Annotated in this window: 18 protein-coding genes and 1 pseudogene; 17 read left to right on the top strand and 2 right to left on the bottom strand. The window is 68.2% G+C overall.

Going from position 1 to position 24,162, the window contains the following annotated elements:
• Window positions 1-89: 89 nt before the first annotated feature.
• The 3 genes from MDN94_RS32385 (at window position 90) to MDN94_RS32395 (ending at window position 1,816) form a co-directional block, all read left to right on the top strand.
• Complete coding sequence (locus tag MDN94_RS32385) at window positions 90-542, top strand: carboxymuconolactone decarboxylase family protein (RefSeq protein WP_482729405.1); 453 nt, start codon at window positions 90-92, stop codon at window positions 540-542.
• Window positions 542-1,345, top strand: a complete 804-nt coding sequence (locus MDN94_RS32390) for an SDR family NAD(P)-dependent oxidoreductase (RefSeq protein WP_482729406.1) — start codon at window positions 542-544, stop codon at window positions 1,343-1,345. Before MDN94_RS32385 ends, MDN94_RS32390 begins: the two co-directional genes overlap by 1 nt.
• A 105-nt stretch (window positions 1,346-1,450) precedes the next feature.
• Window positions 1,451-1,816 (top strand): hypothetical protein, encoded by a 366-nt coding sequence (locus tag MDN94_RS32395; protein WP_482729407.1) that lies wholly within the window; start codon window positions 1,451-1,453, stop codon window positions 1,814-1,816.
• Window positions 1,817-1,878: 62 nt separating this feature from the next.
• Here MDN94_RS32395 and MDN94_RS32400 read toward each other — a convergent pair.
• Window positions 1,879-2,689, bottom strand: a pseudogene (locus tag MDN94_RS32400) (IS5 family transposase).
• Between the two features lie 96 nt (window positions 2,690-2,785).
• Here MDN94_RS32400 and MDN94_RS32405 point away from each other — a divergent pair.
• The 13 genes from MDN94_RS32405 to MDN94_RS32465 all read left to right on the top strand — a co-directional run bounded on the left by MDN94_RS32405 (window position 2,786) and on the right by MDN94_RS32465 (window position 20,452).
• On the top strand, window positions 2,786-3,970 hold the full coding sequence (locus tag MDN94_RS32405; protein WP_482729408.1) for an IS701 family transposase: 1,185 nt from the start codon (window positions 2,786-2,788) through the stop codon (window positions 3,968-3,970).
• A 212-nt stretch (window positions 3,971-4,182) separates the two neighbouring features.
• The gene (locus MDN94_RS32410; RefSeq protein WP_482729409.1) at window positions 4,183-4,983 is read left to right on the top strand and encodes a tyrosine-type recombinase/integrase; all 801 of its coding nucleotides are present in this window, start codon (window positions 4,183-4,185) and stop codon (window positions 4,981-4,983) included.
• Window positions 4,984-5,873: 890 nt separating this feature from the next.
• The gene (locus MDN94_RS32415) at window positions 5,874-8,138 is read left to right on the top strand and encodes an NB-ARC domain-containing protein (RefSeq protein ID WP_482729410.1); all 2,265 of its coding nucleotides are present in this window, start codon (window positions 5,874-5,876) and stop codon (window positions 8,136-8,138) included.
• 383 nt (window positions 8,139-8,521) lie between these two features.
• Window positions 8,522-9,598, top strand: coding sequence for a tyrosine-type recombinase/integrase (locus MDN94_RS32420; RefSeq protein WP_482729411.1), 1,077 nt, complete (start codon window positions 8,522-8,524; stop codon window positions 9,596-9,598).
• Window positions 9,595-9,924 (top strand): helix-turn-helix domain-containing protein, encoded by a 330-nt coding sequence (locus MDN94_RS32425; RefSeq protein ID WP_399183398.1) that lies wholly within the window; start codon window positions 9,595-9,597, stop codon window positions 9,922-9,924. Before MDN94_RS32420 ends, MDN94_RS32425 begins: the two co-directional genes overlap by 4 nt.
• Window positions 9,925-10,309: 385 nt before the next feature.
• A complete protein-coding gene (locus tag MDN94_RS32430; protein ID WP_482729412.1) occupies window positions 10,310-11,566 on the top strand; it encodes a hypothetical protein in 1,257 nt (418 codons plus the stop codon).
• Window positions 11,556-12,554 carry an aminoglycoside phosphotransferase family protein gene (locus MDN94_RS32435; protein ID WP_482729413.1) on the top strand — a complete coding sequence of 333 codons (999 nt, stop codon included), beginning with the start codon at window positions 11,556-11,558 and terminating at the stop codon, window positions 12,552-12,554. The genes MDN94_RS32430 and MDN94_RS32435 overlap by 11 nt, the downstream gene beginning before the upstream one ends.
• A 283-nt stretch (window positions 12,555-12,837) precedes the next feature.
• Window positions 12,838-15,576 carry a Tn3 family transposase gene (locus MDN94_RS32440; RefSeq protein ID WP_482729414.1) on the top strand — a complete coding sequence of 913 codons (2,739 nt, stop codon included), beginning with the start codon at window positions 12,838-12,840 and terminating at the stop codon, window positions 15,574-15,576.
• On the top strand, window positions 15,521-15,877 hold the full coding sequence (locus MDN94_RS32445; protein WP_482729415.1) for a Tn3 family transposase: 357 nt from the start codon (window positions 15,521-15,523) through the stop codon (window positions 15,875-15,877). Before MDN94_RS32440 ends, MDN94_RS32445 begins: the two co-directional genes overlap by 56 nt.
• Window positions 15,878-15,964: 87 nt before the next feature.
• The gene (locus MDN94_RS32450; RefSeq protein WP_405683784.1) at window positions 15,965-16,591 is read left to right on the top strand and encodes a PadR family transcriptional regulator; all 627 of its coding nucleotides are present in this window, start codon (window positions 15,965-15,967) and stop codon (window positions 16,589-16,591) included.
• Window positions 16,592-16,611: 20 nt separating this feature from the next.
• On the top strand, window positions 16,612-17,577 hold the full coding sequence (locus tag MDN94_RS32455) for a hypothetical protein (RefSeq protein WP_482729835.1): 966 nt from the start codon (window positions 16,612-16,614) through the stop codon (window positions 17,575-17,577).
• Between the two features lie 367 nt (window positions 17,578-17,944).
• Complete coding sequence (locus MDN94_RS32460; RefSeq protein WP_482729416.1) at window positions 17,945-18,739, top strand: recombinase family protein; 795 nt, start codon at window positions 17,945-17,947, stop codon at window positions 18,737-18,739.
• A gap of 81 nt (window positions 18,740-18,820) precedes the next feature.
• On the top strand, window positions 18,821-20,452 hold the full coding sequence (locus MDN94_RS32465; protein ID WP_482729417.1) for a pentapeptide repeat-containing protein: 1,632 nt from the start codon (window positions 18,821-18,823) through the stop codon (window positions 20,450-20,452).
• 227 nt (window positions 20,453-20,679) lie between these two features.
• Here MDN94_RS32465 and MDN94_RS32470 read toward each other — a convergent pair whose 3' ends face one another.
• On the bottom strand, window positions 20,680-23,490 hold the full coding sequence (locus tag MDN94_RS32470) for a SpoIIE family protein phosphatase (RefSeq protein ID WP_482729418.1): 2,811 nt from the start codon (window positions 23,488-23,490) through the stop codon (window positions 20,680-20,682).
• Window positions 23,491-23,616: 126 nt separating this feature from the next.
• On the opposite strand from MDN94_RS32470, the gene MDN94_RS32475 reads away from it, so the two are divergent.
• Window positions 23,617-24,054 carry a hypothetical protein gene (locus tag MDN94_RS32475; RefSeq protein ID WP_482729419.1) on the top strand — a complete coding sequence of 146 codons (438 nt, stop codon included), beginning with the start codon at window positions 23,617-23,619 and terminating at the stop codon, window positions 24,052-24,054.
• Window positions 24,055-24,162 lie beyond the last annotated feature (108 nt).

Genomic DNA, 24,162 nt, shown 5'->3' on the forward strand with positions numbered 1-24,162 from the left:
GCCCCTGCCGGAGGACGACTGGGATACGCGGACCCACCACCGTCCCACGGGACGCGGGGGGCCGGGTTCCGAACATCTTCACCACTCTCGTGCGTCATCCCGAGCTCTACGAGCAGTTCATGCCCTTCGGAGGTCAGCTGCTCCGCCGCGGCCGGCTCTCCGGAAGGTTCCGTGAACTGCTGATCCTGCGCACCGCGCACAACACCGGCGCCCTGTACGAGTGGGGACGCCATGTGCCCCTGGCCAAGGCCGCGGGCTTCACCGATACGGAGATCGAGCGCCTGGCCCAGGGCCCGGAGGCCGACGGGTGGACCGCCCTCGAAAGGAGCCTCATCCGGGCCGCGGACGAGCTGAACCGCGATGCGTGGCTCTGCGACGCCACGTGGGAAGTCCTGGCCGAGCACTTCGGCGACGCGGAAATGATCGAGATCACCATGCTGGTCGGGCAGTACCACATGGTGGCGTTCTTCTTGAACTCGGCCGGCGTGGAGTTGGACCCGGGCTTCGACAGCGCAGGCCTTGCCGGAAGGGAACGGGAGTGATGAGTGAGGTGGAACGGGACCGCGCCGCCCGAATACTCGCGGGCCGCAAAGTGCTGGTTGTCGGCGCGGGTACGCGTCCCGACGACTCCCCGCAGGCGCCCGTCGGCAACGGTCGTGCCATCGCCGTTCTCGCCGCCCGCGAAGGTGCGGACGTGGCCTGCGCCGACGTCCTTTGCCCGGCAGCCGCCGTGACCGCCGGCCTGGTCACCGCCGAAGGTGCCCTGGGTGTTCCCGTGGTCGCTGATGCCACGGACGCGGAGCAGTCGGCCGCCATGGTCGCAGAAGCGGTCCGCGGGCTGGGCGGGCTGGACGCACTGGTGGTCAATGTAGGGGTGGGCCTCGGCTCCGGGCTGGCGGGCTCGTCGCCCGAGGAATGGGACGAGGTCCTCGGCCTGAATCTGCGCGCGCCTTTTCTCGCCGCCAAACACGGCCTTCCGTCGATGGCCGATGAAGGCGCCGTCGTCTTCATCGGGTCGGTCGCCGGACTGCGAGCCGCGACCGGCTCTCCGGCCTACGACAGCTCCAAGGCCGGTCTCTTCGGGCTGACCCGCCATGTGGCGAGGGAGGGAGCGGCACGAGGCATCCGCGCCAATATGGTCGTCCCCGGCCTGATCGACACGCCGATGGGCCGCCAGGCATCGGCGAACAGGAGTTCCCGGGCGGCCTCCTTCGCCCGCATTCCGCTCGGCCGTCAGGGCACCGCTTGGGAAGTGGCGGAGGCCGTCACCTTCCTGCTCTCCGATCGGGCCTCCTACATCACCGGCCAGAACCTGGTGGTGGACGGTGGTCTCACCGCGGTGTGACAGCGCGGTCCGCGCGACGACGTGCCCGTCGCGCCGCCACGGTCACCAGCACTTCGAGGGTGCGCATGTGCACCCGCGGCCGGTGAGACCACCCTGGAGCTGGTCATGTGCTTCCACCATGCCGTACTGGACGCAGACGCCGAACTGGAGGCCTCTATCTCCCGACTCCGCGAGCTGACCCTGTCCGGCAACTATGCGTACTACGTCGACATCGCACACTTCATGGCCGACCGCTCTCTCAGCGACGCCTCCAGAGCGCGGTGGCTGGACGGCGAGCAGCCCACCCGCAGCGGCTGGCGGACGCTGGTCACCGCCCGGCGCGAGTACCTGCGCAACGCGCGCCGAGTACGATGTCGGCCGCCGATTCCAGTGGGAACGGCCGTCGTTCCTGCGTGCGCCGGCGTCTGGATGCAACGCGATCAGTTGAAATCCAGCGGGGCGATGCCCCTTTCCTCGTACAACTCCGGCTGAAGCGACGGCAGCGTGCGCGGCTCCCCCCGCCAACCGCCTGAGGGGACGTCTTAGACGTCGTTTCAGTTGGTGAGGCGGCGGTGGCAGATGAGGGCTGCGGCTATGCCGACGAAGGCAAAGGAAGTGGTCGGGCTTGCGTTCATAGCGGCGGTGGAGGCGTCGACAGCCTGCCAGCCAGGACACGGTCCTTTCGACCACCCATCGGTGTCGGCCGAGCCGCCGTGAGGACTCGATGCCCTTGCGAGCGATGCGGTGGCGGATGCCGCGCTCACGGAGCCAACGGCGCAGGCGGTCGTAGTCGTAGCCCTTGTCGGCATGGAGTTTGCCGGGCCGTCGGCGGCGCGGGCCGCGACGGGAGCGGATGGGCGGGATGCCGCGCACGAGCGGCTCAAGGCCCTGGCTATCGTGCATGTTGGCGCCGGAGATGCCCGAGCGAAAGCGGCAGTCCGTTCCGGTCGGTGATCAGATGGATCTTCGACCCCAACTTGCCACGATCGGTCGGATTCGGTCCCGTCAGTGACCCCCTTTTGCCGCCCGCACGCTGACGGAGTCGATCGCGCACCTCGACCAGTCCAGCTCGCCACGGGCACCGAGTTCGTCGAGGACGACGCGGTGGAGCTTCGCCCACACCCGGGCCCGGCTCCACTGCGCAAAGCGCCGGTAGACCGTGGGCCAAGCCGGGCCGAACACCGGCGGGAGCTGCCGCCACGTGCAGCCCGAGGTGGCCACGAAGATGATCGCGGCCAGGGCCTCACGGTCACCCGCCCGCCGCCGGCCCCCGCCCTGCGGACGCTTGACCTCCGTGGGCGGCACCACCCGCCGGAACAGCACCCACAACTCGTCCGGTACCAAACGCTCAACCAGATCCGTCATGCACGGTTCAACGAACGATCAAGCCATAAGAAACGACGTCTAATACTGCAACGGTGTTTGCCGTGACGGTTGGGCAGTTCTGTCGTTGATGTGGTCATGGGTGGGGACCTTGCTGAGGCCAGGACGTGGGCGGGCGAACTCGATGCTGTGCATGAGCGGTTCGTGCACCGCTTCAATCGGTCGGAGCCGCGGGAATCAGCGCTGGCTTATATGCGGGGACTGATCACTCCGCTGGAGCGCAAGAACGGCTGGACACTGGCCGAGGAGGCGGGTCATGCGGCTCCGGACCGTATGCACCGGCTGCTGAACCGGATCGAGTGGGACGCCGACGAGGTCCTGGACGACGTGCGTGACTACGTAGTCGAGCACCTCGGAGACCCGGAGGCGGTTCTGATCGTGGACGACACCGGCTTCTTGAAGAAGGGGGTGCGGTCGGCGGGGGTCCAGCGGCAGTACTCGGGCACCGCTGGACGGACGGAGAACTGCCAGATCGGTGTCTTCCTCGCCTATGCGGCGCCCCAGGGGCGGACGTTGATCGACCGCAGGCTGTATCTGCCCACCTCCTGGACCGATGACCGGGACCGGTGCCGGAAGGCCGGCATCGACGACACTGTTGGTTTCGAGACCAAGGTGGCCATGGCCAAGGCCATGGTCCGGCGGGCGATCGCGGACAAGATCCCGTTCCGGTGGGTGACCGCGGACGCCGCCTACGGCTTCAGCAAGGGCTGGCGGCACGAACTCGAGCAGGCCGACGTCTTTCACGTCATGGCCACCACCCGGCACGACACCGTCGTCACCCGCTGGGCGATCGACCACCCCGTCCACGACCTGTTTCACGGGCTGCCCCGGCAGAAGTGGAAGCGACGCTCCTGCGGCAACGGCGCCCACGGCCCGCGCATCTACGACTGGGCCCGCGTCGAGGTTCGTCCCTGGCACCGCGAGGATCGCCGGCACTGGGTGATCGCCCGCCGCAGTGTCAGCCGCCCCAAGGAGATCTCCTACTACATCGCCTACTGCCCAGTCGGCACCACACTCGACGAACTGATCCATATCGCAGGCAGCCGATGGGCAGTAGAGGAATGCTTCCAGACCGCCAAACAGGAGTGCGGCCTGGACGACTACCAGGTCCGCCGCTACCCCGGCTGGCACCGCCACATGACCCTGGCCATGGCCGCCCACGCATGCCTGACCGTGCTGCGGGCCCGCGAACTCGATACCGGGAAAGCAGAAACGGATCCTCCCAGCTCATCCCCCTCAGCCTGCCCGAACTCAGACGACTGATGGGCCGGCTCACCCGGCCCCGTCCGAGCATCGAGCACATCTTGCACTGGTCACACTGGCGCCGCCGCAGACAACACCAAGCCCGCACCAGCCACTACAAACGCCGAGGCCACACCCCACCAGAAACCGACCCACCGTCACGGCAAACACCGTTGCAGTACTAAGAGCGCCTCCTGCTGGTCAGCCCTGAGCTCGCCGACGTTCTCAGCGCCGTGATCAGCCGTGTTCGCAAGCATGACGGCAGGGTGCCGAGCATCCCGTCCTATGACCTGCACGAGAAAGTCTGGAACCCACCCATGCCGCTGCTCTACCAGTGGCCCGTAGGCGGGGAGAACAGGACGATCTCCATCACCACGATCCGCCAGTCACTCAACACGCTGCTGGCGGATACCGGCATCACCGACGCCCACGGACAGCCGTTGACCTTCCAGCCGCACGACTTCCGCAGGATGTTCATCACCGACGCCATCCTCAACGGCTTGCCGCCGCACATCGCCCAGGTTATTGCTGGTCACGACCACATTGGAACCACGATGGGGTATGCCGCGATCTACCCGGAAGATGCCATCGAGGCTCACCGAGCCTTCATCGCCCGGCGCCGCGGTCTACGACCCGCCGGGGAATACCGAGCGGTGACCGACGAGGAGTGGCAGGAGTTCCTCGGGCACTTCGAGCGGCGCAAGCTGGCCCTGGGGCAGTGCGGCCGACCATACGGAAGTAGCTGTGTCCACGAGCACGCCTGTGTGCGATGCCCGGTACTGATCGTGGGGCCGGACGAACGGCCCCGTCTGGAAGAGATCCGCGAGAACCTGCACGCCAGGATCGCCGAAGCCGAGCGAGAAGGATGGCTGGGCGACGTCGAGCAACTGACCGTCAGCCTCACCGCAACCCACGACAAGATCAGCCAGATTGACGCCAGCAAGAGGCGGAAGAGCTCGCCGGTATTCGTCGGAATGCCGACGATCAAGCAACTAGCGGTCCGGGAAGCCCAGAACCTGAACAAGACGGACTAAGCACGCCGCAGTCGGACGCTAAACGGCCTCTCTGGCGGTAGTTGGGGTGCCGGTAAGAGCGCTGTCACCAGCCGCAAGCGAGGGGTGTCGTGTCCGGCAAGGTGCGGCGCGTTCGGCGATGTGACGGTCTACGGCCGCGAAGGCAACCGCGATGCAGAAAGGTGTGTTTCCTGGTTCAGGCGGGAACCGTACGGGACAATGCGATGTGGCGGGCCGTCAGGCGGCTGGTGGCGCATGTGTCAGGCGAGGGGGAGCCGCTGTGTCACAGGTATGGAAGATCACGGTCATTGTGCTGGCGTCGGCTGGAGTCCTGTCCACACCGCTGGTGTGGCTTCTGGACGGCCCCGGTGCGGGACAGCTGGCCGGGGCCACTGTCCAGGCCGCCGTCGGTATCGCTGCCCTGGTCTGGGCCCTGCTACAGCATCCGCCCGCTGCCGGTCCCACAGACAGAGCCATCCGGACCGGGAGGGCCGACGACGGCGGCACTTCCGGCATCCGGAGGCCTGGCGGCCGGGGACGGGGCTCGGCCGCCGCCGAGCGTACTGGAGAGGCGAGCGGCCCGAACTCCGTCTCCGGCATCGACTACTTGAACTAGGCCCGCTCCCATGGCGAAAGAGTCATCGCGCACGGCACCGGACGAGGAGCCCGAGCCGTCAGTGACCGTGGCGGATACTGGCAATGCCGAGGCCACCGGCGATGAGACGGCCGTGACCGGCTATCGAGGCCCTGCCCCAGGAAGCGGCCCTGGATCCCCGGCTTCGGCACATCTGTCCCGCACCGGGGACGCGACGGCCGCCAACGGCGGAACCGCCATCAGCGGCTACGTTCACACCCTGACCGTGCAGAACAGAGTGCCACTGGAGCCTGCCTCGTGGCCTCATCAGGTCGGTGTGGTCCCAACGCTGGCGCGGTCCTTCCAGCACCGCGCAGAGGCGAACCGGCTGCGGGCGGTGGTCGAGAGTGGGGGCATCGCGGTGCTCTCTCAGGTCCTGACCGGGATGGGCGGCGTCGGTAAGACCCAACTCGCCGCCGACTATGCCCTCGCCGCCCGGAACAACGGCGACCTGGACGTCCTGGTCTGGATCACCGCCAGCACCCAGTTGGCGGTGGTGGACGGATACGCGCAGGCCGGCCGCGAACTGTGCCGGGCCGACCCTGACGACCCCGAGCAGGCCGCGAAGCAGTTCCTGGCCTGGCTGGCACCCAAGCCCGGGCAGCGGCCATGCCGGTGGCTGATCGTCCTGGACGACCTCGCCGACCCAGGCGACCTCATCGTCCATCCTGAGAACCCGGGCACCCCGTACAGCCTGTGGCCGCCCGCCAGTCCGCACGGCCACACTCTGCTCACCACCCGCCGCCGTGACGCCGCCCTGTTCGGCGAAGGTCGCCGCCGGATCGAGGTTGGCCTGTTCACCCCCGACGAATCCGTCGCCTACCTCACCTCGTCCCTGGAAGCCCGTGGCCGCATCGAACCCACCAGCCAGCTCACCTCCCTGGCCGCGGATCTCGGACACCTGCCCCTGGCCCTGGCCCAGGCGGCCGCCTACCTCATTGACTCTGGCACGACCGCGGCCGCCTACCGGGATCTGCTGGCTGACCGCGCCACGCAACTCGCCGACCTCGTCCCCTACGCCCTGCCCGACGAGCAGGCCACCACCCTCGCCGCCGTTTGGTCTCTGTCCATCGACCGCGCCGACACCCTGCGCCCCGCCGGCCTTGCCCGACCCATGCTCCACTTGGCCTCCCTGCTCGATGCCAACGGCATCCCCCAGACCGTTCTGACCAGCCGGCCCGCCCTCACCCATCTCAAGCGGCACCGCACCGCCGCCGACCCTGTACGGGCGCGGCGGCGGAAGTGGTGGCCGGGCATCCGGCTGCGCCCCGCGCCGCCGGTCACCCCCGAGGAGGCGTTCGGCGCGCTGCGCGCACTGGACCGGCTCAGCCTGATCGACCACACCCCGGACACCTCTCACCAGGCTGTCCGTGTCCACCAGCTCATTCAGCGCGCCACCCGCGACACCCACGCCCCCCACCAGCACGACCAGTACGCCCGTACCGCCGCCGACGCCCTAATGGCAGCCTGGCCTCCCGCTGACGACGACACCGACCTTGCCCAGGCCCTACGAAGCAACACCGAAGCACTCACCCGCCACGGCGAAGAGGCGCTGTACCGGCCGAACGCGCACAAGGTGCTGTACCGCCTCGGACGCAGCCTCGGCGAGAGCGGTCAGATCACGGCCGCCATCGCCCACTTCGATCACCTCACTACCATCACCCGCAGCCGCTTCGGCGAGGATCACCGCGCCACCCGCACCGCCAAGAGCAACCTCGCCACCTGGCGGGGGCAGGCGGCGCTCCCGGGGTTCGCGCTGAATATCGACGGCATGCAGGAACACATGCTGCAGGCGGGCTGGCAGGAGGAGACAGGAGATGCCGCGACGGCCATGCAGATGGTCGACGACACGATGAAGCACATAGTGCGGGGGCTGGGCGAGGACCAGACCCTCGCCCTCCGGAGCCGCAGCGCTGGCTGGCGGGGCCAGATGGGGGATGCGGCGGCGACCGTGCAGGAACTCGCCGACCTTCTGGAGCGCATGGTGCGGGTGCTGGGCAAAGACCATCCCGACACCCTCGTCACCCGAAGCAGCCTCGCCTTATGGCGGGGACGGGCGGGGGATGCAGCGGGGGCCGAGCAGGGCTTCGATGGCCTTCTGGAGCACGCGGTGCGGACCCTGGGCGAGGACCACCCCCACGTCCTCACCGTCCGGGGCAACCTCGCCAGCTGGCGGGGACGGGCTGGGGATGCCACCGCAGCCGCGCATGCGTACGCCGACCTCTTGGAGCGCATGGTGCGGGTGCTGGGCGAGGACCACGGCCACACCACCACCGTCCGGTGGAACCTTGCCAACTGGCTGGGGCGGGCGGGGGATGCGGCCGGGGCCACGCGGGCGTACGCCGACGCTCTGGAGCACTCGGTGCGAGAGCTGGGCGAGGACATGGCCGCCGGCTTTCTGGAACACATGGTGCCGAAGCTGAGCGAGGACCACCCCCACCTGCTGGAGCACATTGTGCGGGTGCTGGGCGAGGACCACCCGGCCCTCACCAACCTCCTCTCCTGGCGGAAGGAAGCGGTGAGGACGCAGGACGACGGGTAACAATGGCACCCTCCTATGCGGCTGGTGACAGAGTTCTTACCGATACCCCTAGTTCGGAGAAGGCATGTGAGGCATGTGCCTCTCAGTCACCGTGCCTGACAGATGTCTGCGGGTTGTTCAGGCACGGAATGTTCACGATGCGGGCGGGCGGAACGGCGACGCTGCCTGTCATGGTCGAGCCTGAACCGTTCCAGTCCCCAGAGCGTCCGTATGTGCGACATCCCGTGAGTTCCTCTGAGCCCCGCTGAGTCCTTGCCCCGGTGGCCAGGGGTGCTCTGTCTCCTGGGGTGTTCTTCGAGCCGGTGACGTAACTTCAGGATTCTTGAAGCGTTCTCACTTCGTCCGATCGATCTGCGATCGGGGTGAAGGGGAGGAGGCTCGGGTTGGCGCTGGCAGCCGTACGCGACCTGCGCGAGTTCCGCGGTCCAGTCTCGGCGGAGGAACTGGAGCAGTTCGAGACCGATGTGCTCGCCGGCTTTGTCCTCGCGCGGGCCTCGGCGGGGCTGGCGGACGGCACTATCCGCGGGGACGTCGGGCACCTGGACCAGATGCGGGCCTGGTTCGGCCGGCCGCTGTGGGATATGGAGCCGGCCGATGCCGACGGATACTTCGGGGAGGTGCTGCGGGACTCGCCGAGCGGCACCCGGCTGGCCCGCGCGCAGGCGCTGACCACGTACTTCCTGTTCCTGGAGCTGCGGCACAAGGTTGAGATCCATCGGATGACCGGTCGGGTCATCGAGTGCCCGATCGACGAGATGAACCGCCCACGGGGATCCAAGGACGCCGCCTTGCGGATCCCGCCGACCGAGCCGGAGATCAAGACACTGTTCACCGGCTGGGGCGGTGAGTTGGCCACCTGCCGCAAGTTCGCCCCCACCGCGCGGAACTACACCGCATCGAAGCTGATGTCGCAGGTCGGACTCAGGGTGAGCGAGGCGTGCAAACTCGATCTGGCGGACATCAAGTGGAACCTGGGCCGCTTCGGCAAGCTCCATGTGCGCCACGGCAAGGGCGCCCGCGGCTCGGGCCCGCGCGAGCGCATGGTGCCGCTGATCAACGGCGCCGATCGCACGCTGCGGTGGTTCATCGAGGACGTCTGGGGCCAGTTCGACGACGACCACACCCGACCCGGCGCCCCGCTGTTCCCCTCCGAGCGCAAGAACACCGACGGCTCCTCGCGCCGCGTCGGCGACGACGCCTTGCGCAACGGTCTGGCCGCCGCGGCGGACGCCCATCTGCCCGGCTGGGCCCACACGCTGACGCCGCACGTCCTGCGGCACTTCTGCGCGTCCGAGCGCTACCTCGGAGGGCTTGATCTGCTCGGGATCCAAGAGGTCCTCGGACACTCCTGGATCGCCACCACGATGCGGTACATCCACGTCCAGCAGACCCGGGTCGAGGACGCCTGGGTGTCCGGGCAGCAGCGGGCCGCGAAGCGGCTGGAAGGACTGATGGGATGAAGTGGAACCTGCGGCTGACCGCCGCGAACAAGGGCATCTGGAAGGCGTCCGAGCTCCAACGGAGCCTGGCCGAGCACGGCTTGGTGATCTCGGCCGGGAAAATGTCTGGCCTGTGGTCCGGCCAACCGGTCTCCCTCAAGCTGGAGGACCTGGACGTGATCTGTGTCGTGCTCGGCTGCGAGATCGGCGATCTGCTGATTCCCGAGCCCGGGAAGGTCAGCCGCCCAGGTCAGCAGGCTGGAGTCCAGGAGGCCACGACCGGCTCGGTGGTGGCCCCGGCCGTCGTGCCCAAGCGCCGCGACGGCCGTTCCCTGCCTCCTATGTGACCTGGTCACCATCACCATGGGGAAGATCAGCGAGAACAAGCCGGCGGCCTCCTGAGTGGGCTGTTTCGCCTGGGGTCAGCTGCCCGGCCGGTTCTGCCGCGGCTGCTATACCTACGGCCAGCTGCACGCCGTCGGCGAGTGCGTCGGCTGCCGCCGGCAGGTCCCGGTCGATGGCAAGCACGGCACTGCCGCCTCTGCCGGGCTCAGGCGACCTGGGCGATCAAGGCCAGCGGCAAGGCGTCGGTGATCGAGCCGTACCTCCGGCGGGTGACCTGCCAGCAGTTGTTCTTTCGCGAACCTCCAGCGGCCCAAGAACGGCGGGCCCCGGGTCGGCAAGGCCGGGCGGCGCGTGCTGAAGCCGCCGTCGGTTCCCGAACCACACCGCGTGATCACCACGTCGACGCAACTGACGCTGTTCACTGCCACTCGGGACTTCCGCCGGTTCGACCGGGAACTCCATGCCGACCTGGCCAACCCCTGGCTGGTCCAGGCCCGGCAGGCCGCTCGGGCGCTGGGAGAGGCCCGCGGCTGGAGCCGCTGGATCGCCAGCGACGTAAACCGAGCCCTGGTCATCGTGCTGTCCGGCTTCCGCGAAGGTGAGTCGATCCGGTACTCCGAGCTCTTCCCGGCCCTGCGAGTCCGTGGGCTTCCCGTCGTGCGGACCGCCGAAGTCCTCGACAGTCTCGGCCTGTTCACCGACGACCGGGCACCCGCAGTCGACCGGTGGCTGGAACGGAAACTCGACGGGATGCCCCCGGGCATCCACCTCGCCGTCGAAGCCTGGATCCGCACTCTCCTCGACGGTGGCCCGCGATCGGAGCCTCGCTCCCGGCACACGGCATGGGCCTACCTGGGCGGACTCCAGCCGGTGCTGCTGGAGTGGTCCAGCCGCTACGACCACCTGCGAGAAGTCACCCGGGAGGACATCATCGCGGCCCGGGACGCCGTCACCGGCAAGCAGCGCGAAAGCCGGATCGTCGCCCTGCGGTCACTGTTCCGGCACGCGAAGAAGAACGGCCAGATCTTCCGCAACCCCACGATCCGCATCCGGGTCCCCCGGCAGACCGGCGGCGTCCTCCAAGCCCTCGTCCAGGCGGACATCGACGAGGCCATCGAAACCGCCACCACCCCAGACATCCGGCTCATCGTCGCCCTGGCCGCCGTCCACGCAGCACGGCCGAAGATGATCCGTACCATGCAGCTGGACGATGTGGATCTCGGGAACAGGCGCATCACCGTCGGCGGCCATGTCCGCCCACTCGATGACCTCACCCGCCGTGCTGTCCTGGACTGGCTCGACCACCGCCGCAACCGATGGCCGAACACGGCCAACCCCCACCTGCTGATCACCCAGAAGACCGCCGTCGAACTCGGCCCGGCTGGCAAGCTCTGGACCACCCGGGCCACCCGCAACCTCACCGCCACCCTCGAACGACTCCGCGTCGACCGCCAGCTCGAAGAGGCCCTCACCCACGGCGCCGACCCGCTCCACCTCGCCCTCGTCTTCGGCATCGACGAGAAGACCGCCATCCGCTACGCGGACTCAGCACGCGCACTTCTGGGAGACGCTGCCGAGGGGCTCAAGAAGAAAATCGATGGAGAACCGGCGGGCACGATGCTGGGATGGCGCGATGCAACATGACGCGTCGATGGTCGTGGACCGGGGCCAATACCAAGATGCGGTCACGCCCTGGGAGCAAGAAGCCTGGCGAGACGCTGCCCTCGGATGGGCTGAGCGCGAGCTCGCTGCTCGCGGCCTACGCGAGACGGGGCAACGGAGAGTGCGGCTACGACCGTGGTCTGTTCTGGTGCGCCTGCCGGTCGAAGAACACAACGCCGTATGGTTCAAAGCCAACCCGCCCGCCAGCGCCTTCGAGGCGACGCTGACCTCAGCCCTGGCCCACTGGGTGCCGGAGCACGTGTTGGAACCACTCGCCGTCGACGTCGACCACGGCTGGTCGCTGCTTCCCCACGGCGGCGAGCTCTTCAGGGACGTGCTCAACCGCAGCCCCGCCGATCCACGAGTCTGGGAAGAGCTGCTGGGCCAGTACGCGAGCATGCAGCACGCGCTTGTTCCGCACGCTCACGAGATCGAGCTGCTCGGTGTCCCCAGCGCACGCACCACTGCGCTTCCTGACGTCTTCGACCGCGTCATCGCGGAGAACACCACACTTCAGCCGGACGACCTCAAGAGGCTGTATGAACTCCGGCCGCGCCTCGTGAACTGGTGCGCTGAACTTGCCGACGTGGGCATCGCTGACTCCCTCGACCATTCCGACCTGCACGACGGCCAGCTGTTCAACCCAGCGCCAGGCCGATTCACATTCTTCGACTGGGGCGACGCCGCGGTCTCCCACCCTTTCTGCAGCTTCCTGGTCCCGGCCCGGGCAGCCAGTGCACGATACGGGTCCGAAGTGCTGCCACGGCTACGGGACGCCTACCTGGAACCCTGGGCGGGAGGCGGTCGGACGAGCGCAGAACTGCGACGCGCGGTGACTCTGGCGTGGCGACTGAGTGCTCTTGGCCGCGCGTGCTCCTGGGGCCGACTCTTCCCCGGAGCAACCACAACCACAGGCGCTGCAGAAAGCGCCAACTGGCTGCTGCAACTCTTCACCGAGCCACCGATCTAAATGTCGGGTCCCCCAGCCACAGCTTGCCGGCCTGCGCTCTTCTGCCCGCTCAGCATCCTCGTGTTTCACCTGAACCCACGGATGCACCGGCCTGAAGCACATGGGGAGACCCGTGGGTTCGCTCCGAGGAAGCTTCGGTTTCCCTGAACCCACGGGACTCTAGGCCCTGTTCTCGTATAGCTACCGCCAGGTGGCGTGTAGCACTGAGTAACTTTCGTAGCCCTCGTTTCCCCGCCTGGGCCGCCTCGTTGAGCTGAACGAGTGACGGCGAAGGATGGGGCGCATGCGGCAGGACTGGGAGCCGGAAGACCTGATCGAGGTCTGGACGCTGCTCGAAGACGACATGAAGAAGGTGCGGAACAAGTCCGGGGCGACCCGGTTGAGATTCGCGCTGTTGCTCAAGTTCTTCGAGGTGGAGGCCCGGTTCCCGGAGTCCGCCAAAGAGATGCCCGCGGCGGCGGTGGAGTACGTGGCCCAGCAGGTGAAGGTCCCCGCCGAGGCGTGGGACGCCTACGACTGGCAGGGCGACCGGATCAAGCGGCACCGCAAGGAGATCCGAGAGGCGTATGGGTTCCGGGCGAACACCGAGGAGGACCAGGAGCGGCTGGCCGAGTGGCTGGCCGCTGAGCTGTGTCCGGTGGAGCTGTCGCGAGATCGGCTGGCGGCAGCGGTGGTGGCCCGCTGCCGTAACGACCACATCGAGCCGCCGGCGCCAGGCCGGGTCGGGCGGCTGGTGGGCAAGGCGGTCAAGGACTTCGAGGCCCAGTTCTGCCGCAGCAGGATGGAGCGGATCTCACACGCGACTCGGTCGCGCCTGGAGGATCTGGTCGCCGACAGCCAGGACGAGACGGGCGAGGGAGCGGACGGCCAGGATGTGGTGTCGGCCGGCGGGCGTTCGCACTTCGCCGAGCTGAAGGCCGACCCGGGGGCGCCGGGCCTGGAGAGCCTGCTGGCGGAGGTGAACAAGCTTCAGCGGGTGCGGCGGCTGGAGCTGCCCGCGGATTTGTTCGCGGACGTGTCGGAGAAGCTGGTGGACGCGTGGCGTGCGCGGGCGTCGAAGGAGTACCCGGCGAACCTGGAGCGGATGAAGCCGCCGCGGCGCCTGACGCTGTTGGCCGCGCTGTGTCATGTGCGGCAGACGGAGATCACCGACTCGCTGGTGGACCTGTTCATCCAGCTCGTGCTGAAGATCAACACCCGGGCGGAGCGGAAGGTCGACAAGGAGCTGAACGCCGAGCTGAAGAAGGTCCGGGGCAAGGAGGGGATGCTGCTGCGGGTCGCGGAAGCGGCGCTGTCCGAGCCGTCCGGCACCGTGCGGCGGGTGATCTATCCGGTGGTCGGCGGGGAGAAGACGCTGAAGGCGCTGGCGGCGGAGGCCGCGGCGAACGAGGCCCGCTACAAGGCGAGGGTCCGCACGGTGCTGCGGTCGTCGTACTCGGCGCACTGGCGCCGGATGCTCTCGCCGCTGCTGGGCGCGCTGGAGCTGAAGTGCAACAACACTGCCTACCGGCCGGTGATGGACGCGATCGATCTGCTCCAGCGCTACCTGGACCAACCGCTGAAGGAGGGCGCGTTCTTCGATCCGGCGGAGAGCGTGCCGCTCGCGGGGGTGGTGCCCGAGCACTGGCGGGCGGCGGTGGTGGACGACAAGGGCCGTGTCGAGCGCATCCCGTACGAGCTGTGCGTGCTGGTCGCTTTGCGGGACGCGGTGCGGCGCCGGGAGATTTGGGTGGTGGGGGCGAACCGGTGGCGTAACCCGGAGGACGACCTGCCGGCGGACTTCGAGGACAACCGGGACGTGCACTACGCCGCGCTGGGCCAGCCGCAGGACGCCGGGGAGTTAATCGCCGCCCTGCAAAGCAAGCTCCGCACCTCGCTGGACCGCTTCGAGCAGGCGCTGGCGGAGGGCACAACCGGCGGGGTGGCGATCGTCAAGAAGCACGGCGAGCCGTGGATCAGGGTCTCCCCACGCGGCAAGCAGGAGGAGCCCGAGAGCCTGGTGGCCATCAAGGGCGAGATCGAGCGGCGCTGGGGCACCATCGACCTGCTGGACATCCTGAAATACGCCGAGTTCGACACGGACTTCATCGCCAAGTTCACCTCGGTCGCCACCAGAGAGATGCTGTCGAAGGATGTACTGCGGCGCCGGCTGCTGCTGGTCCTGTTCGGGCTGGGCACGAACATGGGGATCAAGCGGGTCGCGGTGACGGGCAAGCACGGCGAGTCGGAGGCGACGCTGCGGCGGGTGCGGCACCTCTTCGTCAACCGCGCCAACATGCGCGCGGCCTTGCGCAAGCTGGTGAACGCCACCTTCGCCGTCCGCGATGAGATGTGGTGGGGCACGGGCACCGCGTGCGCCTCCGACAGCCGCAAGTTCGGCGCATGGTCCAGCAACCTGATGACCGAGTGGCACCAGCGCTACCGGGGCCCCGGCGTGATGATCTACTGGCACGTCGAGCGGAAGTCGGTGTGCATCTACTCCCAGCTCAAGTCCTGCTCGGCCTCCGAGGTCGCCTCGATGATCGAGGGCGTGCTGCGGCACTGCACCGACATGGTCGTGGACCGGCAGTACACCGACACGCACGGCGCCTCCATCGTTGGGTTCGCCTTCGCGCACATGCTCGACTTCAAGCTGATGCCGAGGCTGAAGAACATCGGCTCGGCGAAGCTGTACCGGCCCGCGGCCGGGGAGGACGACCAGTGGCCGAACCTGGGCCCGGTGCTCTCCACCAAGACGATCGACTGGGACCTGATCGCTCAGCAGTACGACCAGATCGTGAAGTACACCACCGCCCTGCGACTGGGCACCGCCGAGGCCGAGCAGGTCCTGCGCCGGTTCACCCGTGGAGGGCCGAAGCACCCGACGTACCGGGCGATCGAAGAGCTGGGCCGGGCGGTGCGGACCTCGTTCGTCTGTGTACCTGGCCGACGTCGAGATGCGCCAGGAGATCCACGAGGGGTTGCAGGTGGTCGAGAACTGCAACTCCGCGAACAAAGACCTCTTCTACGGAAAGGACGGTGACCTGGCCGGTACGGACAAGGAGTCGCAGGAAGTCAGCATGCTCGCGCTACACCTGCTCCAGTCGGCGCTGGTGCACGTCAACACGCTGCTGATGCAGGAAGTCCTGGCCGACCCGAAGTGGGCGGACAAGCTCACCGACGCGGACCGCCGGGCGCTGTCGCCGTTGTTCTGGACCCACGTGAATCCGTACGGCCGGTTTGAGCTGGACATGAACCGCCGCCTGGACCTGGACCTGGTCGCAGTGTCGGCCGTGCCCAGCCCGCGCAGTCCGCAAGAGGAAGCAGCCTCGGCCCCCGCGTGACACCACCCGCAGGCCGCCGAGCCGTCCGACGCGACTCCAGTTCCCACGAGGCGTCCAATAGTTTATTTAGACTGATAGAGTTCGACTATGCCACGTCGCGCTCTCGACAACCCGATCGTTCTGGCAGTGCTGGGTCTCCTGCTCGAACAGCCCTCGCATCCGCACCAAATGCTTGCCGAACTGCGAAAACGCAGCGACAACCACGCGGCCGCGATCACGCGAGGCACGCTCTACAACACCGTTGCCGCCCTGACCGAAGCGGGATGGCTTGCGTCACAAGGCCAGCAGCGCTTGGGAAACCGTCCAGAGAGGACCGTCTACGCCCTCACGGAAGAGGGCCGCAACGAACTCGTACGACGGCTGGATTCCCAGATCCGCAACCCAGAGCGCGAGTTCTCGCAGTTCCTGGGCGCAGTCACCTATCTCGGTGCCCTCGGGACGAGCGGCGCGGTGGAGGCCCTGGTTGAGCGTGCCCAACGCCTCCGGCAACGCACGGCCGCCGATGAAGAACGCCTCGCGGAGGCCCTGGCGGCCGGCGTGCCCCGCATGCACGTCATCGAAGCTGAATACGCGTTGTGCCTCGCTCGCGCCGAAATGGCGTGGATCGACTCGGTCATCGATGACCTCCGCACCGGCTCACTGACGTGGCCGGCCGATTCGGCGACAACCTCCACACCTCCTGTAACGCCGAACCGAAAGGAATCGAACGCGTGACACTGACAACGCATGACGGCATGCTCTTCGGGATCTACCCGGGCGGAGTCGCCGGTGATGACACCGGGGGTCTGGCCAGCGGCCTGCCCGATGACCCGGCCCTCGTGTCGAGTGCACTCGACCGCCTCCAGGGCCGCCCAGGCCGCCCGTTCCTGGTACGCGCCTACATAGGCTTCGACGACGCCACCCGCCTCGGCGAGCCACACGCGACCGCGGCGCCGGCCGCCGCAGCCCAATACGCCATCCGGGGGCGCCGCTTGGACCTGGTGGCGCAGTACCAGTCCACAGCCGGAGATGTCGACGGCTACTGCGACTTCCTGCGCGAGCTGGTCGAGCAGTACGGCGCGGTCACGAGCACGTTGCAAGTGACGGAAGAGCCCAACGTCACGTCGAACCCGACGCTGGACGGCTACTACCCGGCGGTGCACGAGGCGATCGTCCGTGGGGTTTCCGTCGTCAAAGCGCGAGCACGTGAACTCGGACACACAGACCTACGGGTCGGATTCAACACCACTCCCCTCTTCGGGCCAGCAACCTCCTTCCTCACTGATCTGACCAACCTCGGGGGAGGAGACTTCATCACCGATCTGGACTACGTGGGCCTGGACTTCTTTCCCGACGTCTTCCAACCCGTTGACGCATCCGACCTCACGCACGCTGTCGAGGGACTGCTACGTCATCACCGCGACTCGGCACTGGCACCCTCCGGCTTGGGACACCTACGGCTGCACATCACCGAGCACGGTTGGCCTACCGGACCCGAACGCCACCCGCAGCGGCAGGCTGACGTCGTCGAGACCGTGGTGAATGTGATCGCCGCCCAATCGAAGCAACTCCACCTGAGCGGTTACACCCATTTTGCGCTGCGAGACGCCGACAGCACCCAAACGGGACTGTTCCATCAATTCGGGCTCACCGCCGATGACTACTCTCCCAAGCCTGCCTTCGACACCATGAAGATGCTCGTCGAACGCTTCAGTGTCTGAAGGGAACGATGAGTGGGGGCAGGCTGCCCCCCGGGATCGCAGCCTGCCCACTCTCACAAACGACCCTTTCTCGGAGCAAGATCAAGAACAGTCGACGGAAGCGGTCCGGGTCGCGGATTCACTGTCACAACTCGTTCTCACTCAAAGTGGAACTAGGCATGTTGTGGGAAATGTTTGTGACAGCATCCGGGGTCATGACGGGCCCTCAGATCACACTCACGTCCGAAGCGGACGACGTCGAGCGCCACCCCTGCCCACGCTGTAACGCTCACCAGGTTCACCCTGTCGCTCGCGCTCCGGTGCGGTTGCCGGGACGTACCACACCGGCCGCTTCACGAAGGTGCCCCGGCTCGCGAAACCCCTGCGTGTGCCGACACCCGCCGATCGCGGTCCCGGCCAGCCGTGGCGGCCCGGCATCCCGGCGCCCGCGCCCGTCGACCCGGACACCCCGAGCGCGGACATCCGCATCGGATACGCCCGCTGTTCGACCCTCACCCAGGAACTCCAGACACAGATCGACGCGCTCGTCGCCAAGCGCATTCCCAGGGACAAGATCTTCTCGGAGAAGATCAGCACCCGAGTCCGGGTCCGCCCGCAGTTCGAGGCAGCCCTCACCGCCGCCCGAGAGATCAAGGCCCACGCCCCGCACTGCCGGGTGATCTTCACGGTGTACGAGATGAAGCGTCTCGGGCGCGATGCCGCGGAGCTGACCGCGCTCGCCGACCACCTCACCGCCCACGGCCTAATCCTGGAAATGCTTGCCGGACCCCTCCCGGGGATGTACGACCCCAGCGGTCCGGGACGCCTGCTGTTCGGGTTCTTCGCGGCGATGGCGGAGACCGAGCGCGAGAACATCCGCGAGGCCACCCTCGAAGGACTCGACACGGCGGCCCGCAAGGGCAACCACGGCGGCCGGCCCCCGGTCATCACCGACGACATGCTGCACACCGTGCTCCGCCGCCGCGCGAACGGCGAGACCGTCGAGGACGTCCAGCCCGACCTGATCATCCCCACCGGCCGCCGTAAGGGACAGAGCCCCAGCCTCTCCAGCATCTACCGGGCGCTGGCTGAGCACGAGAAGACCCAGGCGTACCCGGAGGCCGTCGAGGCGGCGCACGCCGACTTCGCCGCCCTCCAGCAGCGCGAACGCAGACCCAAGTAGTTACTCAGCGCTACACGCCACCTGGCGGTAGCTATACGAGAACAGGGCCGTATAGGTACCTGATCGTGGAGCTGCCGCACCATGAGCACATCCGAACCCCCAACCTGGACGCCCTGCGCGCACGGTGCAGCCCCTGCTGCCGACCCCGTCGGCTGTCGCGGCATCCAAGTCCCCGGCCGCACCGCGTGCCTCGCCCACCTGGCCGATGCCGACCGCGACGCCTACCTGGCCGGCCTGACCCCCGGCACAGACATCGACCATCGCGGCACCCCGTTCACCCAACCCCTGCTCAACGCCCTCCTCAACGCCCTCCGTGACCCCGCCACTGGACACGCACGCCTCGGCTTCGCCGGGTTCGGGGCGGCGACCTTCGAGAGCAAGGCCTGGTTCGGGGGTGGGACCTTCGAGGGCAACGCTGCGTTCGAGTCGGCGACCTTCGAGGGCGTCGCCTGGTTCAAGTCGGCGACCTTCCAGGGCGACGCCTGGTTCACGTCGGCGACCTTCCATGGCCCCGCCTGGTTCACGTCGACGACCTTCGGAGGCGACGCCGGGTTCGCGTCGGCGACCTTCCAGCGCAACGCCCGTTTCGAGTCGGCGGTTTTCGAGCGGTGGGTCAGCCTCGGGCCGCTGGTGTGCGCCGGAAGGGTGCAATTGTCCGGGGCGGTGTTCAACGGGCCGGCGACCCTCTCGTTCGCCGCGCGCCGTCTGGAGTGCCGGCGGACCCGCTGGTTGTCCACGGCCGAGGTGCGGCTGCGCTACGCCAGCGTGGACTTCGCCCACGCGGTCTTCGAGTATCCCCTCACCATTGCTGCGGAGGCCGATCCCTTCGTGCTCCCCGACGGACGGGCGGTGGCGGATCAGGCCCTCGCCCACACGCCCGACGCCGCGGTGCGGATGGCCTCGCTGCGCGGGGTGGACGCAGCGCACCTGGTCCTCGCCGACATCGACCTGTCGGGGTGCCAGTTCACCGGGACGGTGCACCTGGACCAGATACGGCTGGAGGGCGCCTGCTCCTTCGACACGGTCCCGCCCGGTACGCACTGGCGACGCAGGTGCCCGGCATGGTTCACCCCGCGCCGCACCCTCGCCGAGGAACACCACTGGCGCGCGGGCCAACCAGCGGCGGTGAGGGGGTGGAACGTGGCAGTGCTCGGCGCCGGGCGCGCCGGGCCGGCCCAGCTGGCGCCGGTGTACCGGGCGCTGCGCAAGGCGTTCGAGGACAGCAAGAACGAGCCGGGGGCGGCGGACTTCTACTACGGCGAGATGGAGATGCGCCGCCACGACCACACTGCCACCTCCGGCGCCGAACGAGGGCTGCTGCACGCCTACTGGTTGGTCTCCGGCTATGGTCTGCGCGCTCTGCGGGCCCTGGGCTGGCTCGCCGCCACAATGCTGATCACCCTCGTGCTGCTGATGGGCTTCGGTCTGCCGAAGGAGGATCCGAAGCAGGAGGCGACCGGCACCGTGCCGCCCGGCGGAGGCAAGGTCACCTTCGAGATCGACAAAGGCGATCCGCAGAACCCCACCGGGCACCGGTTCACCGGCGAGCGCTTCGAGAAGGCCCTGAACGTCACGCTCAACTCGGTAGTGTTCCGCTCCTCCGGCCAGGACCTGAGCACCGCCGGCACCTACATCGAGATGACCTCCCGCCTCGTGGAACCCGCCCTACTTGCCCTCGCCGTACTCGCCGTCCGCGGACGCATCAAACGCTGACTGCCCATACCCGGCCTCGCGGAGCCCTGTGAACGGTTCGACCGAACCGTTCAACTAAGTGCCTTACTTGCCTGCTCCGGCGATCATGCTCCTGAACTGCACAGAGACCTGCGACAAAAGGAACACTGTTTCGAGACCAGTGCGCCGACGCCGCTGCGGAGCCGCCTCCTGGCTTGCTGCGCGCGTCAGCCTCCGGTTTCGCTGATCCGCACCCATCGGCGGCTCGACTACGAAGGCGGCCTGCGGGGATACCGGTGCTGACGCGGCGGGTGGGCTGCGGTGGGAGCGTTTTGCCGCCGGTGCACGCGTGCGAGGACGAGCACCGTGTCGTCGTCGGGAGGATCGGGTCGCAGACGGGACAGGATGGCGTCCGCTGCTTCCTCCAGATCGGCCGGTGCGCGTCGCAGTTGGCTGCGGGCCGCGGCCATGCCGTCCTCGATGTCCTGGCCGCGGGCTTCGATGAGGCCGTCGGTGTAGAGCGCGAGAACGGCGCCGTCGGGCAGGTGGACGTCGGTCGTCGTGAAGGGAAGGCCGCCGACCCCGAGAGGGATTCCCAGTACCTCGCTGATCGTCCTGACCGTGCCGTCCGGGTGGCGGACGAGCGGTGGTGGGTGGCCGGCGTTGGCGATGCGGGCGCAGCCGGTTGCGGGGTCGTAGAGGATATAGAGGCAGGTCGCCAGTTCGATGCCCGCCTCTTGGGCGCACGCGTCCAGTTCGCCGAGAAGAATGTCCGGTTCCTGGTTGCTCCGGGCTAGTGCCTTGGTGGTGATGCGCAGCCTGCCCATGGCCGCGGCGGCGGGCACTCCGTGTCCCATGACGTCGCCGACGACGAGTGCGACGCGGTCGTCCGGCAGGTTGATCACGTCGTACCAGTCGCCGCCGACCTCGGTGATGTGGCTGCCCGGTACGTAGCGGTGAGCGACTTCGACATAGGAGCTGGCCGCGAGTGCAGTGGGCAGCAGCGCGCGTTGGAGGGTGAGCGCGATGTGCTGGACCCGGCTGTAGAGCCGTGCGTTGTCGAGACACAGTGCGGCACGGGAGGCGAGCTCCCCGGCGAGAGTGAGGTCCTGCTCCGTGAAAGGCGCGCGGGCGGCTGAGCGGCCGAACATGGTGACTCCCTGGACGGTGCCGCGGGCGACGAGGGGCGCAAGGAGGAGGCGCTTCAGACCACTGTCGATCAGAAGCTGGGCCCGGTCCTGGTGCATCACTGTCGTGGTGACGAAGTCGGCGTTCACCGCGACTGAGACGGGTCTTCCCGTGGACAGCATCCGGTGGATGCTGGAGCCCGGCGGGTAGGTCACCGTCTCCAGACCGCCCACGAGCTCCGCGGCGGGCGGCGGCAGGACGGTTCCTGAGGCGATTCTGTGGGTGACCAGCGGCAGGTTCGGGTCGAACACCTCGGGCTCGTCCATCCACTGCACCACTTCGACGACGCTGGCGTCGGCGAAGTCCGGTACCGCGGCATCAACGAGTTCTCGTGCGGTCAGCTCCACGTCGAGGGTGGTGCCGATGCGGGCCGTGGCGCGGTCGAGCAGCGCCAGCCGCTGCCGGGTCGCCGTGGCTTCGACGATGGCCTGTTCGCGGTCGGTCACGTCCACCAGCAGCCCGCCGACGCCGGGGCGGGTGTCGCCCGCCTGACTCAAGGGGAACAGACTCACCGACCGCACCTGGGCGCGGTCCGGGTGGCCCGCGGTGCGGAGACCGACCAGGGCGCCCACGACGGGCGGGCCGCCGGTGGCGACTTCGCGGAGCATCCGGAGATACTCACCTCCGTCGGTGGCGAACATGACCTCGTCCATGCGCCGGCCGAGGTGCTCCTCGATGGAGAGTCCGTCCATCTCGGCGAGCGCACGGTTGAGGTGGACGTACCGCAGTTCCTCGTCGAGCATGACCAGGCCGATGGGGCAGGTCTCGAAGAGGGCGTCGAGGAAGGCCAGGTTGGTCTTCACCCGGTCGAGCTCATCGCCCCGGCTCGCCAGGACCATGACGACGGAACCGGTCCCGGTGCCGGTCACGGGGAAGGCCCGGAAGCCGCACGGGAAGATCGTGCCGTCCTGGTGCCGAGCGGGATGCCGGACCCGCCAGTATCCGAGTGTCCTGCCCCGCTCTCCCAGCCGCGTGGACGCGGGCGGCTCGCCCGGAGGCGGCTCGGGGAAGAGCATGCCGGCGGGCCGGGACAGCGCAGAGGCGGAGTCGTGCCCGAAGAGGTCCTTCGCGCCGGGGCCCCAAAAGCAGATCCGGTCGTGCTCATCCATTCCGAAGACGGCGACCGGGATGTGCTCCAGCAGTGTCGCGTGCTCGGACCAGACCGGCGTGGGGCCCGGTTCCTCCTCCGACCGGTCCGACGGCACGTGGTTGTTCCCTTCTGCTGCACGGCGCTCACTCTTCGCGCCCGGGGAGCGGGGCGAAGGCAGGACGTCCTTTGTCCATTGTGCAGGGGGAGAGGCCTGCGTGTACGTCAAGGACATCGCCCCACGCGTGGACCCCGACTCGTACGCGCTCGCCGATGCCATGGACGACGACTCGATCACGGTTGCTTCGACGTGCTGCGTCTTGAACGTCTGGCAGCGTAGGCCGACGGCCATCTGCTCGGCCTGATGTTCCTTCTGGTACGGGCCGAGGCGGATCGGATTGAGGTCGGGCCGGGTGATGACGACGGCGTATCCGAGCGGGTCGATGTAGCGGACCGGCCGGCCGAGCTCGTGGGCGAAGCGGATCCCGGAGCGGGTGGAGTCCCCGGGGTTGACGACCAGGACCTCGTCGGCGGCGCGGGTCTTCCACCGGTGGAGGTCGTCCGGCTGGTACTTGAGTTCCTCGGCGTGCTGCGGGTCGCTCCACAGCGGGTGCGGCTTCTTCATGTCGCAGTCGGGGGCAAGGACGATGCGGCCGACGGCGGTCTCGCCGAGGTTGGCCTCGGCGAGCTCGTCCCAGAAGCGGGTGGAACAGCACAGGCAGACGACATGGGCCGGCCTGACGGCTGCTGGTCCGGCGGCGAGCGCAGGGCGGCAGCCGGGTGGCCCGTCGATGCATGTCCGCATGTTTCACCCTATTCAGCGCATTCACGCCATAACGGGTGGCGGAAACCGCAAGTGAGGGAATCCATAGGCCGGTCTGTCCGACCGGCAGGCACACAGGGCGCTCCTCGCTCACGAAAGGTTCACAGCATGTCACTCATTGGCCGTAACGCCTTCAAAGCCTCAGCCGTCCCCCTCGTCGCTCTCGCCCTCACGCTGGGCACATCCTCCATCGCTCCGGCCGCGGCCATCGCGTCACCTGCCGCGGCTTCGACCGAGCAGCAGGCCGTCACATCACTCGAAGCAGCCATCGCGGTCGACGTGGAAACCGTTCTCGAAGAGAACCTCGACGTGGACGTCACGGTCGGTGCCGTCGCGCGGACCGGCCTGGGCGGCAGCGTCGACATCCGGCTGACCGTCGTCACCAACGCGAAGGTGGAGGCCGACGCCGCACTCGAGGCTGCCATCGCCACTGAGATCGAATCCAGGATCGAAGCCACCCTCAAGAAGCGCCTCGTCCTCGCCGCGGACCTCGATGTCGCCGTCCGCATCGACGGCGAGATCAGCGTAGAGGTCGCAGCCCTCTGACGCCTGTGCGGGAATGACGTTCGTTCGCCTCCGCCAGAGCCCGGTGCTCGTCGACGGAAGATGAAAGCGGCGGCCCGAGTACCGCATCGGCTGTCGCCCGATGGAGAC

It is taken from the genome of Streptomyces sp. WAC00040 (assembly GCF_056835925.1).

Bases quoted from the DNA above. Each gene is read 5' to 3' on its own strand.
- MDN94_RS32390 (WP_482729406.1), top strand. From the start codon at position 542: ATGAGTGAGGTGGAACGGGACCGCGCCGCCCGAATACTCGCGGGCCGC.
- MDN94_RS32395 (WP_482729407.1), top strand. From the start codon at position 1,451: ATGTGCTTCCACCATGCCGTACTGGACGCAGACGCCGAACTGGAGGCC.
- MDN94_RS32405 (WP_482729408.1), top strand. From the start codon at position 2,786: ATGGGTGGGGACCTTGCTGAGGCCAGGACGTGGGCGGGCGAACTCGAT.
- MDN94_RS32425 (WP_399183398.1), top strand. From the start codon at position 9,595: ATGAAGTGGAACCTGCGGCTGACCGCCGCGAACAAGGGCATCTGGAAG.
- MDN94_RS32435 (WP_482729413.1), top strand. From the start codon at position 11,556: ATGCAACATGACGCGTCGATGGTCGTGGACCGGGGCCAATACCAAGAT.
- MDN94_RS32440 (WP_482729414.1), top strand. From the start codon at position 12,838: ATGCGGCAGGACTGGGAGCCGGAAGACCTGATCGAGGTCTGGACGCTG.
- MDN94_RS32450 (WP_405683784.1), top strand. From the start codon at position 15,965: ATGCCACGTCGCGCTCTCGACAACCCGATCGTTCTGGCAGTGCTGGGT.
- MDN94_RS32455 (WP_482729835.1), top strand. From the start codon at position 16,612: ATGCTCTTCGGGATCTACCCGGGCGGAGTCGCCGGTGATGACACCGGG.
- MDN94_RS32465 (WP_482729417.1), top strand. From the start codon at position 18,821: ATGAGCACATCCGAACCCCCAACCTGGACGCCCTGCGCGCACGGTGCA.
- MDN94_RS32470 (WP_482729418.1), bottom strand. From the start codon at position 23,490: ATGCGGACATGCATCGACGGGCCACCCGGCTGCCGCCCTGCGCTCGCC.
- MDN94_RS32475 (WP_482729419.1), top strand. From the start codon at position 23,617: ATGTCACTCATTGGCCGTAACGCCTTCAAAGCCTCAGCCGTCCCCCTC.